Below are 14,231 nucleotides of genomic sequence, written 5' to 3'. Positions count from 1 at the left end.
CACCCCCCTCGGCCCCCGGACGCCGCCGGCGTCAGACCGTCTTGACCATCCCGCCGTCGACGACGTAGTCGGCGCCCGTGACGTTGCCGGCGACGCCGGACAGCAGGAAGACCACGACCGAGGCCACCTCGTGCGCCTCGGTCATCCGGCCGGTGGTGAGGCCGAAGTCCGCCGGGAGGCGCTCCAGGAGGACGGAGTGCGCGACCCCGGCCGCCTCGGCCACGAGCCCGCCGAAGTTCTCGGGGTCCTCCCAGATCGCGGTGCGGGTCGGACCGGGGGAGACGGTGTTGACGCGCACCCCCCGGGGCCCGAACTCCTCGGCGAGCGACTTGGTCACCGCGCCCAGTGCCGCCTTGGCCGCGCTGTAGGCGACCGGGCCGGTCGCGGGCAGGCGGGAACAGACGGAGGAGACGTTGACGACGGCGCCCCGGCGTTCGACGAGTCCCGGCAGGACGGCGCGGGTCAGCCGCACCGCGCTCATCAGGTTGAGGTCCAGGTACCGGGCCCACTGGGCGTCGTCGCTGTCCAGGAAGCCGGTGAGGCCGCCCTCCGGGTCGCCTCCGCCCACGTTGTTCACGAGCAGGTCGACGCCGCCCAGTTCGGCGTGCGCGGCCTCCGCGAGGGCGGCCACGCCGGCGGCGGTGCCGAGGTCGGCGGCGACCCCGAGGGCACCGGAGGCGGCGAGTTCCGGCGTGACCGTCCGGGCGGCGCCGACGACGCGCACCCCCTCCTCCACCAGCAGCCGCACCGTGGCGAGGCCTATGCCGCGGCTCGCGCCGGTGACGACGGCGGTCTTGTCGTGCAGTCCGAGCTTCATGGGTTCCCCAGTTCTTGAGCTACAGGTACAAAACATGGGCATGCCGGAGACCGCCCCGTACGGGGCGGGCGGGACGGGGTGTCAGAGCGAGTCGACGGTGGCCTCGACCACCAGGCAGAGGCGCTCGGGCCCCTCGGCGACGCGCGCCAGCAGCCGCAGCCCGACGGCCGTGCTCAGCAGCATGCTCCCCACGGCGCGGGCGTCGCGGTCCGGCGAGATCTCCCCGGAGCGCCGGCCCTCCTCGACCAGCGCCCGCAGGGCCTCCTCCGTACGGTCGAACATCCGCCGCACCAGCTCGGAGGCCACTTCGTCGGCCCCCGCCAGCTCCGCGGCGGTGTTGACCGCCATGCAGCCGCGCCGGTCCGGATCGGTGAGGTCCATCTCGACGAGCATGCGCAGGGCGGCGCGCAGCCGCTCCTTCACGGGGCCGTCCCCGCCCAGCAGTTCGATCACCGCCAGTGCCTGGCTGTCGCGGTAGCGCCGCAGGGCCAGCTCGAACAGGGCGTGCTTGCTGCCGAAGGCGTGGTAGAGGCTCCCCTTGCCGATGCCGAGCGCGTCGACCAGGTCCTGCGGGGTGGTGGCGGCGTAACCCTGCCGCCAGAACACCTGCATGGCCTGCTCGACGGCGGCTTCAGGATCGAACTGCTTCGGCCTTCCCATGATCGTGATTCAACACCATTGTGTACTCCTGGGTCAACTACGGGCCCTGGGCGGTGTCTCCGCCCCCCTGCCCTCCTGCGCGCCGAGGGTCAGCAGCACCAGGGCGTCCGTCCAGCCCAGCGGCACGACGGCCTTCGGCAGGCCCTGGGCGTCCACCGTCTCCGGGAGTTCGCCCAGCAGGTTCCGCTGGGCCACCACCCAGTCGAGCACCGCGCCGCCCTTGGCGCGTTCGCCCGAGGCGGTCCAGGCCAGGGCGAAGAACGAGGTGCTCGCCGTCCAGGTGATGTTCCCCCACGGGGTGCCGGGGTCGGGGTCGCTGCCCGGCACCAGCCCGCCGTTGGGGCGCCGCAGCTCCCGGTAGGTGTCGTCGAGGGCCCGGGGCAGGTCCGCGGGCGCCGTGTTGAACGGGGGCGCCATGAACGCCGCCGCGCTGTCGCGCCCGTGCAGCCCGTCGGCCGTACGCCCGTAGCCGAGCGGCGCGAACCGCTTCGCGATGCCCGCCTCCAGCCGGCCGGCGGCCTGCGCCCAGCGCCCGGCGTCCGCGTCCCGGCCCAGTTCCCGGGCGAGGCCGGCGGCGGCGTTCAGCCCGGCCAGCAGCGGGGCGGCGGTACCGATGTTCGCGGTCGTGGTGGGCAGTTCCCAGTAGTCGGGGGAAGCGGGCGGCAGCCCCTGCGCGTCCAGCGAGCCGGCGGTGAAGTCGGCCGCCTTCGCCAGCGCCGGGTACAGCGCCCGCAGCCGCTCGGCCCGGCCCGCCGCGGGCGCCGTCCGGTACCACTGCCAGGCCGCCCAGGGGACCCAGCCGTTGGCGTCCAGCTGCCACGGCCGGGAGTCGGGCGGCCCCGACCCGTCGAGGCGGGTCCGGGCCTCCCAGGTGCCGTCCGGCCGCTGGGTCGCGGCGTTGTAGCGCAGGATCCGGTACGCCTCCTCGGCATGGCCCGTGTGCGCGAACGCGGCCGCGGCGAAGGCCGAGTCCCGCGGCCAGGAGAAGTCCCAGAACGGGTACCAGGCCGCGGCGAAGGCCCCGTTGGGCCGCAGCAGCGCCCGCATCGACAGCAGCGCCCGCTCGGCGGCCTCGCGCCGGGCCCCCGCAGCGCCCGGGACCGTCCCCGAGGCCAGCCAGCGCCGGGACTCGGCGATCTGCGCCAGGGCCCCCGGGTCGTCCGCGGCGACGACCCGCGACTTCGACGCGCCCGCCGGCAGGTAGCGCCACCGCCCGGACGGCAGCTCCAGCACGTTGCTGCCCGGCACGTAACGGGCGCCGACGGCGAAGGCCGGATCGACCGCCTCCACCGCCCCGCCCCCGTCGGCGAGCAGCCCCGCCGTACGGGCGGGCTTCAGGGAGGCGGGGACGTAACAGGGCTCCACCTCCCCGCACCGCTCCGGCCCCGACGGGTTCACGTAGAACGCGAACCGCCCCCCGCTCTCCCGCCAGCCGCCCTCGTCGTACCGGGAACCGGGGGCTCCCGCCGTGTCCCCGCGCGTGCCGTACCAGACCACCGGCTTGCCGTCGGCCGTCGTCGCCTGGGCGAACAGCCAGTAGCGGGTGCCCGGCCGCACGGAGGCCGACAGCGCCACCTCCACCCAGCCCGCGCCGGGCCCGCCCAGCGAAGCCAGGTCGACGGCGGCGTCCGCGACCGCGGACCCCGGGTCGTCCCGGACGGTCCGGACCTGCACCCGCACCCGTCCGGCCGCCGCCGAGCTGTTCAGGTACAGGCTCACCCGGTCCAGCCGGCCGGCCGCGGTGGTGAACTCCTGGGCCCCGGCGTTCCCGGCCCCGCCGATCCCGGCCAGGGCCGCCGCGTGCCCGGCCTGCCGGTCCGGCGCCGCCCGCCGGGCCTGGGCGGGGGGCCCGCCCGTAGCGGCCCTGGCAGTCGCGACGACCGCGCCGTCCGCCGCGTGCAGCAGTGTCGTGAGCAGGGCGGTGGCCGCCAGAACGGAACCGGATCGCATCATCACGAAATTGCCTCCACAGTGACGAACCGTCAAAAAGCCTGGCAGGGCGCGTGGACGGCGCTATTCATCCAATATCCCCGGCCCGGGCGACACGTTGGTCCCGTATGCGCACACCACGCCCGGGACACTCCGCGAAGTCCCCCGTTCGGACGCACCTCTTCACCGGTCCTCCACAGCCGCACCAGCGGCGCACCACCGGCTTCGCGCACTCTCTCCTCGTCCACCACCGCACATCAGTACGCCCACCAGTCCGACCGGCACGCGAGGCGCCGGGCCAGTACCCACCGGGGGAACAGTGATCACTCGACGGACCGCACTCAAGGCAGGCGTCGCGGCCACCAGCATCGTCGGTACCGGCGGCATGCTGCTGCCCGTCGTGAACGCCACCGCGAAGGAGCCCGCGCGCGCCGCCGCGGCCGAGCTCGACGCGGCCGGCATAGCCAAGTTCACGCAGAAGATGCCGCTGCCTCCGGTCCTCTCGCCCTACTTCTCCACCAGCACCACCAGCTACTACCGGATGACCCTCAAGGAGGCCACGAAGGAGATCGTGCCGGGGCTGAGCACCCCGCTGCGCACCTTCAACGGCTCCTTCCCCGGCCCGGTCATCAAGGCGGAGTCCAACCGCCGCGTGGTGATCAAGCAGACGAACAACCTCGCCGTCCCCACCTCGATCCACCTCCACGGAGCCCACGTCCCCCAGGACAGCGACGGCTCGCCGATGGACCTGATCCCGGCCGGCGGCGGCACCAAGACGTACACGTACCCCAACACCCAGCCGCACGCGAACCTGTGGTTCCACGACCACGCCCACCACATGGAGTCGGAGAACGTCTTCCGCGGCATGACGGGCACGTACATCCTCACCGACGACGTCGAGCGCCGGCTGCCGCTGCCCGCGGGCCAGTACGACGTGCCGATCTCGCTGCGCGACGCGCGCTTCCTGGAGAGCGGCGAACTCGTCTACGCCATGGGCGACTTCATGAAGCGCAACGTGGTCCTCGCCAACGGCAAGGCCTGGCCGTACTTCGAGGTGGCCTCCCGCAAGTACCGCTTCCGCCTCACCAACACCTCCAACCAGCGCTTCTTCGACCTGTCCCTCGCCGACGACTCCGAGCTGGTGCAGATCGGCACCGACGGCGGCCTCCTGCCGGCCCCGTACCGCACGAACGTCGTCAAGATCAGCCCCGGCGAGCGCGCCGACGTGGTCATCGACTTCTCCCGCTACCCGGTCGGCACCGTCATCGAGCTCCGCAACAAGGACATCGCCCCCTTCGAGTCGGCGGACGTCGTCGGCAAGGTGCTCCAGTTCCGCGTCACCCACACCGCCCCGGACCACAGCTCCGTCCCGGAGACGCTGCGCACGCTGCCCCCGCTGGGCACGGCCACCGTCAACCGCGACTTCGACATGCACATGGACGAGGCCCCCGGCGGCAGCGCGTACATCAACGGCAAGACGTTCGACATGGACCGCATCGACACCGAGATCGCCTACGGTGCCACCGAGATCTGGACCGTGCACAACACCAACAAGCTCGCCCCGCACAACTTCCACATGCACCTGGTCCAGTTCCGGGTGCTGGAGCGCAACGGCCAGCCGGTCACCTCCGGCCCCGAGACCGGCCTCAAGGACACCGTCCCGCTCAAGCCGGGCGAGACCGTCAAGCTCCAGGCCACCTTCACCGGCTACCGCGGCACCTACGTGTACCACTGCCACCTGTTCGACCACGGCGCGATGGGCATGATGGCCAATATGCGCATCTCCTGACGCCCTCCGCGCCGCATATCCTCACCCCGGCGGACGCGGGCCCGCCGGGGTGAGCCCGTTCCCGGGCCCGTTGCCCGGGCGGGGTCCCCGTCGTTCGGCAGGCCGACGGGACCGGAGGGCGGGACCGGGGACGCGGAGGGGCGGCCGGGATGCGGATCGCGCGCAGGACGGTACTGCAGGCGGCTTCGGCCGGAACGCTGGCGACGCTGCTGCGCCGGCCGCAGGCGGTGGCGGCGCCCGCCGTCCCCGGCCGGGCCCCGGCGCAGCCGTCCGACACGGTCCGGCTGCGGTTCACCCGTGCGACCAACGGCGCCGCCACGGCCACCCCCTCCCTGGACCGCGTCGTCGCCGAGGTCCAGGGCGTCCTGTGGTCGCTGCCGCGCGACGGCTCCCCGGCGACCCGGCTCACCCCGCCCGATCTGGAACCCGGCCGCCCCGTCCTCTCCCCGGACGGCAGCCGGGTGGCCCTGTGCGCCTACCGTGGCGGGAACTTCCACATCTGGGTGATGCGGGCCGACGGCACCGGGCTGCGCCGGCTCACCGACGGCCCCTTCGACCACCGCGCCCCGGCCTGGTCGCCCGACGGCCGCACCCTCGCCTTCTGCTCCGAACGCGGCGGCGACCCCGTGACGGGCAGCCCGTACCGGATCTGGACCGTGGCCCTGGGCGACGGCGGCCTGCGCCGCCTCACCGGCGTCCCCGGACAGGACGGCCCGGAACAGGGCGGCGCCTGGGAGGACTTCGACCCCGTCTTCACCCCCGACGGCTCCCGCGTGCTGTTCGTCCGCGCCACCCCCGCCGGCGAGGGCAGCCTCACCGCCCGCACCCTCGCCTCCGCGGCCGCCGACGGCACCGGCCCCGTACGCACCGAGCACACCGCCGGCGAAGGCAGCCTGCTGGCCCCCGCCCTCTCCCCGGCCGGACGCACCGCCTGGCTCTGCGCCACCCCCGGCCCCCGCAAGGCGGAGCACCTGACCCTCTACGCCGACGGCCGGCCCGTCCCCCTCGACGGCGACCTCGCCCCGGCGCCCCCGCGCTGGCTCGGCGAGGACCGGCTGCTGGTCACCCTCGACGGGCGCTTCCGCGCCGTCCGCCCCCACCGCGAGCGCACCGGCGAGGAGATCCCCCTCGACGCCACCCTGGAGGTGGCCCGCCCCCGCCACCGGATCAAGGAGTACGCCCTGGAGGCCGAACGGCCGCTGCCCGTACGCGGGATCCACCTGCCCGCCCTCTCGCCCGACGGCCGCAGCGTGGCCTTCGCCGCCCTCGGCGGCCTCTGGGTCGCGGACGTCACCGGCGGAGCCCCGCGCCGCATCCTCCGGGCGAAGACGACCGCCTACCCCCAGAACCCGGTGTGGACCCCGGACGGCCGCGCCCTGCTCTACACCGACGACCGCGACGGGCTGAACACCGTACGCCGCCGGGACCTCGCCGACGGCCGCGAGAGCGTCCTGTCCCCGCCCGGCCGCGTCTACGGCTCCCTCTCCCCGGACGGCACCCGCCTCGCCGCCCTCGACCTCTCCGGCCGGCTCTGCGTCCGCGACCTCGCCACCGGCACGGAAACCCCCCTCGTCACCGCCCTCGGTGGCGGCGGACTGCCCAGCCCGCCCAGCTGGTCGCCCGACGGACGCCACCTCGCCCTCTGCGACCGCAACCGGCTCAGCCGCCGCTTCCGCGAGGGCTACAACCTGATCCGGATCGTCGACACGACCACCGGCACGGCCCGCCTCCAGGCCCTCGCCCCGCACGCCTCGCTCTCCGACCGCTACGCCTCCGGGCCCGTCTGGTCGCCCGACGGCCGCTTCCTGGCCTGCGTCAGCGAGTCCGCCCTGTGGCTGCTGCCCGTCACCCCCGACGGCACCCCCACCGGCGCCGCCCGCCGCCTCACCGACGAGAGCGCCGACCACCCCTCCTGGTCCGGGGACTCCCGCACCCTGCTCTACCAGTCCGCCGGCCGCCTGCGCCTGCTGCCCCTCGACGCCGACGGCCGCCCCGCCGGAGCCCCGCGCACCGTCCCCCTCGCCCTCACCCACCGCCGCCCCGCCCCCGTGGACACCGTCGTGCACGCCGGACTGCTGTGGGACGGCACCGGCACCCCGCCCCGCGCCGACGTCGACGTCCTCGTCAGCGGCGGCCGCGTCACCGCCGTCGAACCCCACCGCCCCGGCCGCCGCGCCGCCCGCACCGTCGACGCCTCCCGGGGCACCGTCCTGCCCGGCCTGTGGGACTCCCACGTCCACCCGTACCCCTACACCTACGGGGCCCGCCAGGGCGTGCTCCACCTCGCCTACGGGGTCACCACCGCCGTCTCCCTCGGCGGCTCCGCCTACGAACAGGCCCGGCTGCGCGAGGACATCCGGGCCGGCCTGCTCGCCGCGCCCCGGCTGCTGGCCGGCGGGGAACTCCTCGACGGCTCCCGCGTCGCCTACAGCATGGGCCGCGCCCACCGCACCCCCGAGGGCTTCACCCGCTCCCTGGCCCGGGCCGCCGCCCTGGACTGGGACTTCGTCAAGACCTACGTCCGCGCCCCCTACGCCGCCATGGAGGAGGCCGCCCGCTTCGCCCACGAACGGCTCGGCGTCCTGTCCGGCTCCCACCTGTGCGCCCCCGGCATCCAGTCCGGCCAGGACCTGACCACCCATCTGATCGCCACCGAACGCGCCGAGTACGGCCACGGCGCCACTCCCGCGGGCCACACCGAACAGGACACCCTGGAGGTGTACACGCGCGGCCGCTTCGACCTGATCGCCACCCCCTTCACGGCCTTCCCCCTCATCGGCGCCGACCCCTCCCTCGCCGCCGATGCCCGCGTCACCGCACTGATGCCGCCCTGGGACGCCGCCGCCGTCAAGGCCGCGGCCGCCCAGCCACCCGCCGCCGAACAACTCGACGCCATGGAAAGGGAAGTGGCCGTCTACCGCGCCGTCCTGGCCGGCGGCGGCCGGGTCGCCCTGGGCACCGACGCCCCCCTCACCCCCGTCGGCCTCCATCTCCACCTCGCCCTGCGCGCCCTGCACCGCTACGGCCTGTCCCCGGCCGAGGCCCTCACCACCGCCACCCGCACCCCGGCCCGCGTCTTCGGCGCCGACGACCACCTGGGCACGGTCGAACCCGGGAAGTACGCCGACCTCACCCTCGTCGACGGCGACCCCTTCACCGACTTCGCCGACCTGGTCCGGGTCCGCGCGGTGCTGCGCGCGGGCATCCTCCACGAACGCGACGCCCTGGAAGCCGCCTTCCCCGCTCCCGCCCCGCCGGCCACCGCGTCCGTCCCGGCCGCCTGGCACCCCGTCCGGCACCAGATGCAGCGCGACGCCTGCTGCAACACCCCCCACCAGCACGGGGGTTAACCCCACCGGGCGGTCACCGGGCCGCCGGATGGGGACCCGGCCGCGGACCGGCGAGGCTTGCCCCATGACGACGCACCGGACCAAGGCCTCCCTGCTCGCCCTCGCCACCGCCACCGCCCTGACCGCGGCCGCCGTACCGGCCGCCTCCGCGGCACCGGTGGCCGCCGAGGGCCCCCGCACCCCCGCGCCCCGCCTCGACTGGCACCCCTGCGCCAAGCCCGGCGGCCCCGCCGCGCAGGAGTGCGCCGACCTCCCCGTCCCCCTCGACTACGCCGACCCGGCCGGCCCGCGGATCAGCGTGGCCGTCTCCCGCATCCGCAGCGACCGCCCCGCCGCCCGCCGGGGCACCCTCGTCGTCATCCCCGGCGGCCCCGGCGGCTCCGGCGTACAGCGCCTGACGCAGAAGGGCGCCGCCCTCCAGAAGGAGCTCGGCGGCACCTACGACCTCGTCGCCTTCGACCCCCGGGGTGTCGGCGGCAGCACCACCGCGCACTGCGGCATCGCCCCCGAGGACCGCTACCTCACCGCCCTGCGCTCCTGGCCCGGCCCGGGCGGCGACATCAGCGGCAACGTCGACCGCTCCCGGCGCATCGCCGAGGCCTGCGCCGCGAACGGCGGCCCCGTCCTGCGCAGCTTCACCACCGCCAATCAGGTCCGTGACATGGACCGCCTGCGCACGGCCCTCGGCGAGCGCAAACTCTCCGCCTGGGGCGTCTCGTACGGCACCTACGTGGGCGCCGTGTACGCGCAGACCTACCCCGGGCGCACCGACCGCTGGGTCCTCGACAGCAGCGGCGACCCCGACCCGCAGCGGGTCGCCCGGGGCTGGCTCGCCAACATGGCCAAGGGCGCCGACGACCGCTTCCCCGACTTCGCCGCCTGGGCCGCCCACCCCGACCGGGACCGCGAAGGCCTGCGCCTGGCCCAGCGCCCCGAGGAGGTGGAACCCCTCGTGCTCTCCCTCGCCGAAGCCCTCGACCGGATCCCGCGCCCGTCCGCCACCGAGGGGGTGCCCCTGACCGGCAACGGCCTGCGCCAGGCCCTGCAGAACGCCCTCTACTCGGATTCCGCCTTCCCCGCGTTCGCCCGGCTCCTCGTCTCCCTGCGGGACCCGGCGGCCACGCCCGCCCTCCCGCCGGAGCTGGCCCAGCCCCTGCGCGACCAGGACGCCGCCCAGATGGTCGCGGTCATCTGCAACGACGTCGCCTGGCCCCTCCTGCCCGCCGCCGGCCGGCAGCGCGCCGTGGACGAGGACCGCGCCCGTCACCCCCTGACCGCGGGCATGCCGGTCAACGTCACCCCGTGCTCCTTCTGGAAGGACCGGCCCGTACAGAAGCCCACCCGGATCACCGACGACGGCCCCTCCGACGTCCTCATGGTGCAGAGCCGCCGCGACCCGGCCACGCCCCACTCCGAGAGCCTGAAGATGCGCCGGGCCCTGGGCGGCCGGGCCGTGATGGTCACCGTCGAGCAGGGCGGCCACGGCATGTACCTCGGCAACGGCAACGCATGCGGGGACCGCGCCGTCACCCGCTTCCTGACCACCGGGGTCCGCCCCGCCCGGGACACCGACTGCCCGAACTGACCCCGCTCCCCGGCCGGCGCGGGGACCGGTGGTTCACTGGCCGCATGCCGCTCGACTCCTACGGCGTGCTGTCAGGGACGCTGCACCGCCACTTCCGCGACCAGCCCGACACCATGGGGCGCTGGTTCCACGTCAACCTCGAGGTCGACGCGCCCGCCGGCCGCTACCGGTGCGCCGTCGACGTGGACAGCAAACAGTCCGCCACCGGCGTCCAGTGGAAGGTGTTCACCCTGGCCGCCTCGATCCTCGACCCGGTGCCGGCCATGGGCCCCGGCTACCACGAACTGTCCATGTCCAGCGGCTCCGGCGCCCTCGACTACCAGCGCCACCCGGCCCTCGCGGACCGTCCGGGCTGCCTGTTCCCGCGCCGTCCCCCCGCCTGGCTCCAGGCCCTCGTGGACCGGCTGCACCCGCCGCACCCGTGGGTCTCGGGTTCCAACCTCGACGCCGCCCAGGCCCTGGAGCCCATCCTGGTCCCCGGGCGTGAAGTGCTGGTCTTCGGCGAGCCCTTCGACCACGGCCTCGGGATGCACAACGTCCACCAGAACCAGGGCGACCCCTCCGGCAGCCAGTGGTGGCCCGACAACGGCACCTGGCAGGACGGGGCCACCCTCACCCGGCGCCCGGACGGCCGGTACGACGTCTTCCTGAACAAGTTCTCCAGCCAGGCGGACCACACCGACGCGAACGGCCACCCCACGACGGGCCCCTGACCCCCCGTCATGCCGTCGGCCGGGCGGTCAGGCGGGCAGTTCCCCGATGCCGGGGAGCAGACCCCCGAACGGGTCCGCGGCCAGCCGGCGCAGCGCGGGGAGCTGCCGGTAGAGGGCGGTCCCGGGGCACTCGGTGGCGAACACGTCGCGGTGGCCGGAGACCCGCTCCACCGTCACCCGCTCACCGCGCCGCAAGCGGCCGTTGTCGACGGAGGAGGTCAGGGTCACCGTGCCGGACGGGTCGTGCCCGTACCGCCGCAGGGCCCAGCCCGCGAGCCGGGCGACGGCCTCCACCGCCGCGGGCGGGGCCTCCTCGTCCGTGTACAAGCCGATCACGGCGACGCCCAGGGTGTCGGTGTTGAAGCCGAGGGTGTGCGCGCCGGTGACGGGCCGGTCGGAGCCGCCCGCCCGGCCCTCGAAGACCGTCCCGCACTTGTCGACCACGTAGTTGTAGCCGAGGTCCTTCCAGCCGTTGACCCGCTCGTGGAGGGTCTGCAGCCCGCGCACGATCGCGGGGGAGTCGGCGCAGTCGTAGGCGTTGGTCTGCGCGGTGTGGTGGACGAACACGGCCTTGACCTCCCGGCCGTACACCACCGGGCTGCCGTCGTCCTGCGCCGCGCCCCAGTCGGCGCGGGGGACCACCCTCGGGCGGCGCGGGAGGGCGCCGGCCCCCTCGTAGGCCGCCCTCACGGGGCCGAATGCCGGGGCGGCGGACCGGGGACGGGCCGACGGGCCGGGGCCGGGGTCGACCAGGTCCAGGCGCAGTCCGGGTGCCAGGGCGGCGTCCGCGTCCGCGGCCCGGACCTCGACCCCGGTGGAGGGCCCGGCCCACCAGGGCTCGCCGGGCTCCAGCACCGTCCAGCCGGACCAGGAGCCGGAGGCACGGGACCTCGTACGGACCCGGTACCCGCCGGGGGCGGGGGGCCGGCCCGCGGGTTCGGTGACGGCCAGCATGCTGAAGCCCGAGGTGTGCGCGGCGGTGAGGACGGGACCCGTGGTGCCGGCGGTGAGGGTGAAGGCCCGGGCGGTCGCGGGGGGAGGGGCGGCGGGCTGGTCCCCGGTCGCGGCCGTGGCGGTGAGCGCGCAGATCACGGCGGCGGTCACGGTCACTGCGGCGCTCGTGTGCCGTGATCGGCGGCTTGGCACGCGGTACTTCCCCCTCGTCGACGCAATGCGCCGGCCGGGCTCCAGGAGCCCGGCCGGCGCATCACCACTTCGCTGACCGGTTGCTTCAACGAGGGGACCGGCGGGGGGTTACGGGTGTCCGGCGGGAGGTCGCGGGGACCGGCCGGCGGACGCCGCGGATCCCGTCAGTTCGCGGCGTAGACGCGGACCGCGAACTCCGCGATCTCCGCGTCCGAGAGGTTCCTCGCCAGATTGGCCTCGGTGATCATCCCGATCAGCCGGTGCCCGCCGGCCACGTCGATGACCGGCAGCCGCTTGATCTGGTGGATCTCCATGGTGTCCACCGCCTCCTGCGCGTTGCTGTCGGCGTCCACCCAGAACAGCGTCCCGGCGAGTTCCCCGGCCTTCATCGCGGCCGGGTCCCGGCCCTCGGCGCAGCACTTGACGACGATGTCGCGGTCGGTGATCAGCCCCTGGAGGCGCTGGTCGTCCCCGCAGATGGGCAGGCAGCCGACGTTCAGGTCGCGCATCATCCGCGACGCGTCCAGCAGGCTCTGGTCCTCCCGGACGCACTGGACCCCCTTGGTCATGATGTCCCGGGCCCGCAGGTTCCTGGTCATGGCTCCTCCTCGGCTTCGACGAGTGGTCCGTGCCTTGTACACCCTCCCCTTCGAGGACAGCACGGATGGGCCCGCCCGGCGCGCCGAACGGCCGGCCCGCACCCCGCGCGGTTCTCGACCCCCGCGTGGTTCTTGACCGATCGTTCTTGACCGACCGTTCCAGACGGCTTTATGATCTTCGATGTGGCCAGGACCAAGGAATTCGATCCGGACGCCGCGCTGCAGTCGGCCCTCGAGCTGTTCTGGCGGCGCGGTTACGAGGCGACGTCGGTCGCGGACCTCGTCGCGCACCTCGGCATCGGGCGCGCCAGCATCTACGCGACCTTCGGCAGCAAGCGCGAGCTCTACCTGAAGGCGCTGGACCGCTACGCCGAGACGCAGAACCCGCTCCTGCTGGCGGAGCTGTCCCGGCCGGGGCCGGCACTGCCCGCCGTACGGGAGGTGGTCCGCCGCTTCGCCGCGGAGGCGGCCTCCCCGGACCGGCGGCGGACCGGGTGCTTCGTCACCAACACCGCCGCCGAGCTGGCCGCGCACGACGGCGGCGCGGCCCGCCGGGTCCAGGCGAACTGGGACCGCTTCGAGACCCTGCTGCACTCCGCGCTCGTGCGGGCCCAGGGCCAGGGCGAGCTGCCGGACGGGCGCGACCCGCAGGCGCTGGCCCGCATGCTGCTGGTGCTGCTCCAGGGCGTCCGGGTCGTCGGAAAGGCCTCGGACGACCCGGCCCGGGTGCGGGACGCGGCCGAACAGGCCCTGGCCCTGCTGGACTGACCCGACCCACGGAACAAAGACGAGGAGAGCCTCGCGGCTCTCTTCCGTATGCCTTCATTCTGAACCGTTCGTTCAAATATGGGCCCTGCGTGGCCCTCAAGGGAGTCACCGAACATGAACCGCTTCACCGGCAAGACCGTCCTGGTGACCGGCGCCGGCTCCGGCATCGGCCGTGCGACCGCCCTCGCCTTCGCCGCCGAGGGGGCCCGCGTGGTCGCCGCCGGACGCACCGCGGCCCCGCTGGAGGAGACCGTGGCCCTCATCGCGGCCGCCGGCGGCACCGCCGCCGCCGTCCCCGCCGACGTCACCGACTCCGGCCGGCTCGCCGGCCTCGTGCGGGATACCGTGGAGCGCTTCGGCGGGCTCGACGTCGCCGTCAACAACGCCGCGATCCTGCGGGGCACCGTCCCCGCCGCCGACATCGCCGAGGAGGACTGGGACGCGGTGCTGCACACCAACGTCACCGGCGTCTGGCTGGCGATGAAGCACGAGATAGCCCACATGCGCGAGAACGGTGGCGGCGTCATCGTCAACATCTCCTCCAACCTGGGCGCCCACACCCGCATCCCGAACGCCGCCGCCTACGTCACCTCCAAGGCGGCCGTCGCCGCCCTCACCCGCGCCGCGGCCCTCGACCACATCCGCGAGGGTGTCCGCATCAACGCGGTCAGCCCCGGCGCCACCGCCGCGCCCATGTCCCTGCGCCCGGGGGAGACCGAGGCCGACCGCGCCCGGCGGATCAAGGGCGAGAACCCCCTCGGCCGCCTCGCGGAGGCCGAGGAGGTGGCCGCGGCCGTGCTGTACCTGGCCTCGCCGGAGGCCGGAGCCGTGGTCGGAACCGACCTCGTGGTCGACAGCGGCTCCTCGGCCTGAGG

11 protein-coding genes are annotated in these 14,231 nt (G+C 74.9%); 6 read left to right on the top strand and 5 right to left on the bottom strand.

Going from position 1 to position 14,231, the window contains the following annotated elements; genetic code table 11:
* Positions 1-31 precede the first annotated feature (31 nt).
* The 3 genes from BX286_RS02740 to BX286_RS02730 all read right to left on the bottom strand — a co-directional run bounded on the left by BX286_RS02740 (position 32) and on the right by BX286_RS02730 (position 3,430).
* On the bottom strand, positions 32-817 hold the full coding sequence (locus tag BX286_RS02740; protein ID WP_079431087.1) for an oxidoreductase: 786 nt from the start codon (positions 815-817) through the stop codon (positions 32-34).
* 81 nt (positions 818-898) lie between these two features.
* The gene (locus BX286_RS02735; protein WP_079431088.1) at positions 899-1,477 is read right to left on the bottom strand and encodes a TetR/AcrR family transcriptional regulator; all 579 of its coding nucleotides are present in this window, start codon (positions 1,475-1,477) and stop codon (positions 899-901) included.
* A gap of 33 nt (positions 1,478-1,510) precedes the next feature.
* Positions 1,511-3,430 carry a choice-of-anchor R domain-containing protein gene (locus BX286_RS02730; RefSeq protein ID WP_079431089.1) on the bottom strand — a complete coding sequence of 640 codons (1,920 nt, stop codon included), beginning with the start codon at positions 3,428-3,430 and terminating at the stop codon, positions 1,511-1,513.
* Positions 3,431-3,725: 295 nt separating this feature from the next.
* On the opposite strand from BX286_RS02730, the gene BX286_RS02725 reads away from it, so the two are divergent.
* The 4 genes from BX286_RS02725 to BX286_RS02710 all read left to right on the top strand — a co-directional run bounded on the left by BX286_RS02725 (position 3,726) and on the right by BX286_RS02710 (position 10,843).
* The gene (locus BX286_RS02725) at positions 3,726-5,195 is read left to right on the top strand and encodes a multicopper oxidase family protein (protein ID WP_079431090.1); all 1,470 of its coding nucleotides are present in this window, start codon (positions 3,726-3,728) and stop codon (positions 5,193-5,195) included.
* Positions 5,196-5,344: 149 nt separating this feature from the next.
* The gene (locus BX286_RS02720) at positions 5,345-8,545 is read left to right on the top strand and encodes an amidohydrolase family protein (RefSeq protein WP_121014446.1); all 3,201 of its coding nucleotides are present in this window, start codon (positions 5,345-5,347) and stop codon (positions 8,543-8,545) included.
* Positions 8,546-8,609: 64 nt separating this feature from the next.
* Positions 8,610-10,130 (top strand): alpha/beta hydrolase, encoded by a 1,521-nt coding sequence (locus BX286_RS02715; RefSeq protein ID WP_079431092.1) that lies wholly within the window; start codon positions 8,610-8,612, stop codon positions 10,128-10,130.
* A gap of 44 nt (positions 10,131-10,174) precedes the next feature.
* Positions 10,175-10,843, top strand: coding sequence for a DUF2278 family protein (locus BX286_RS02710; protein WP_079431093.1), 669 nt, complete (start codon positions 10,175-10,177; stop codon positions 10,841-10,843).
* Between the two features lie 27 nt (positions 10,844-10,870).
* Here BX286_RS02710 and BX286_RS02705 read toward each other — a convergent pair whose 3' ends face one another.
* Positions 10,871-11,953: a peptidoglycan recognition protein gene (locus BX286_RS02705; protein ID WP_100862198.1), complete on the bottom strand. Its 1,083-nt coding sequence runs from the start codon at positions 11,951-11,953 to the stop codon at positions 10,871-10,873.
* A gap of 200 nt (positions 11,954-12,153) precedes the next feature.
* Positions 12,154-12,588, bottom strand: a complete 435-nt coding sequence (locus BX286_RS02700; protein ID WP_079431095.1) for a CBS domain-containing protein — start codon at positions 12,586-12,588, stop codon at positions 12,154-12,156.
* A gap of 183 nt (positions 12,589-12,771) precedes the next feature.
* Between BX286_RS02700 and BX286_RS02695 the strand changes: the two genes are divergently transcribed.
* A complete protein-coding gene (locus tag BX286_RS02695; RefSeq protein ID WP_100863994.1) occupies positions 12,772-13,356 on the top strand; it encodes a TetR/AcrR family transcriptional regulator in 585 nt (194 codons plus the stop codon).
* 114 nt (positions 13,357-13,470) lie between these two features.
* Positions 13,471-14,229: an SDR family NAD(P)-dependent oxidoreductase gene (locus tag BX286_RS02690; protein ID WP_121014445.1), complete on the top strand. Its 759-nt coding sequence runs from the start codon at positions 13,471-13,473 to the stop codon at positions 14,227-14,229.
* Positions 14,230-14,231 lie beyond the last annotated feature (2 nt).

The sequence above is a fragment of the Streptomyces sp. 3211.6 genome, from assembly GCF_003634815.1.
GTDB lineage: Bacteria > Actinomycetota > Actinomycetes > Streptomycetales > Streptomycetaceae > Streptomyces > Streptomyces katrae_A.
This window is presented reverse-complemented; position numbering and strand designations above follow the sequence as displayed.

Excerpts from the sequence above, each read along its gene's own strand:
- BX286_RS02730 (WP_079431089.1), bottom strand. The coding sequence starts at position 3,430 with ATGATGCGATCCGGTTCCGTTCTGGCGGCCACCGCCCTGCTCACGACA.
- BX286_RS02740 (WP_079431087.1), bottom strand. The coding sequence starts at position 817 with ATGAAGCTCGGACTGCACGACAAGACCGCCGTCGTCACCGGCGCGAGC.
- BX286_RS02690 (WP_121014445.1), top strand. The coding sequence starts at position 13,471 with ATGAACCGCTTCACCGGCAAGACCGTCCTGGTGACCGGCGCCGGCTCC.
- BX286_RS02715 (WP_079431092.1), top strand. The coding sequence starts at position 8,610 with ATGACGACGCACCGGACCAAGGCCTCCCTGCTCGCCCTCGCCACCGCC.
- BX286_RS02735 (WP_079431088.1), bottom strand. The coding sequence starts at position 1,477 with ATGGGAAGGCCGAAGCAGTTCGATCCTGAAGCCGCCGTCGAGCAGGCC.
- BX286_RS02720 (WP_121014446.1), top strand. The coding sequence starts at position 5,345 with ATGCGGATCGCGCGCAGGACGGTACTGCAGGCGGCTTCGGCCGGAACG.
- BX286_RS02700 (WP_079431095.1), bottom strand. The coding sequence starts at position 12,588 with ATGACCAGGAACCTGCGGGCCCGGGACATCATGACCAAGGGGGTCCAG.
- BX286_RS02710 (WP_079431093.1), top strand. The coding sequence starts at position 10,175 with ATGCCGCTCGACTCCTACGGCGTGCTGTCAGGGACGCTGCACCGCCAC.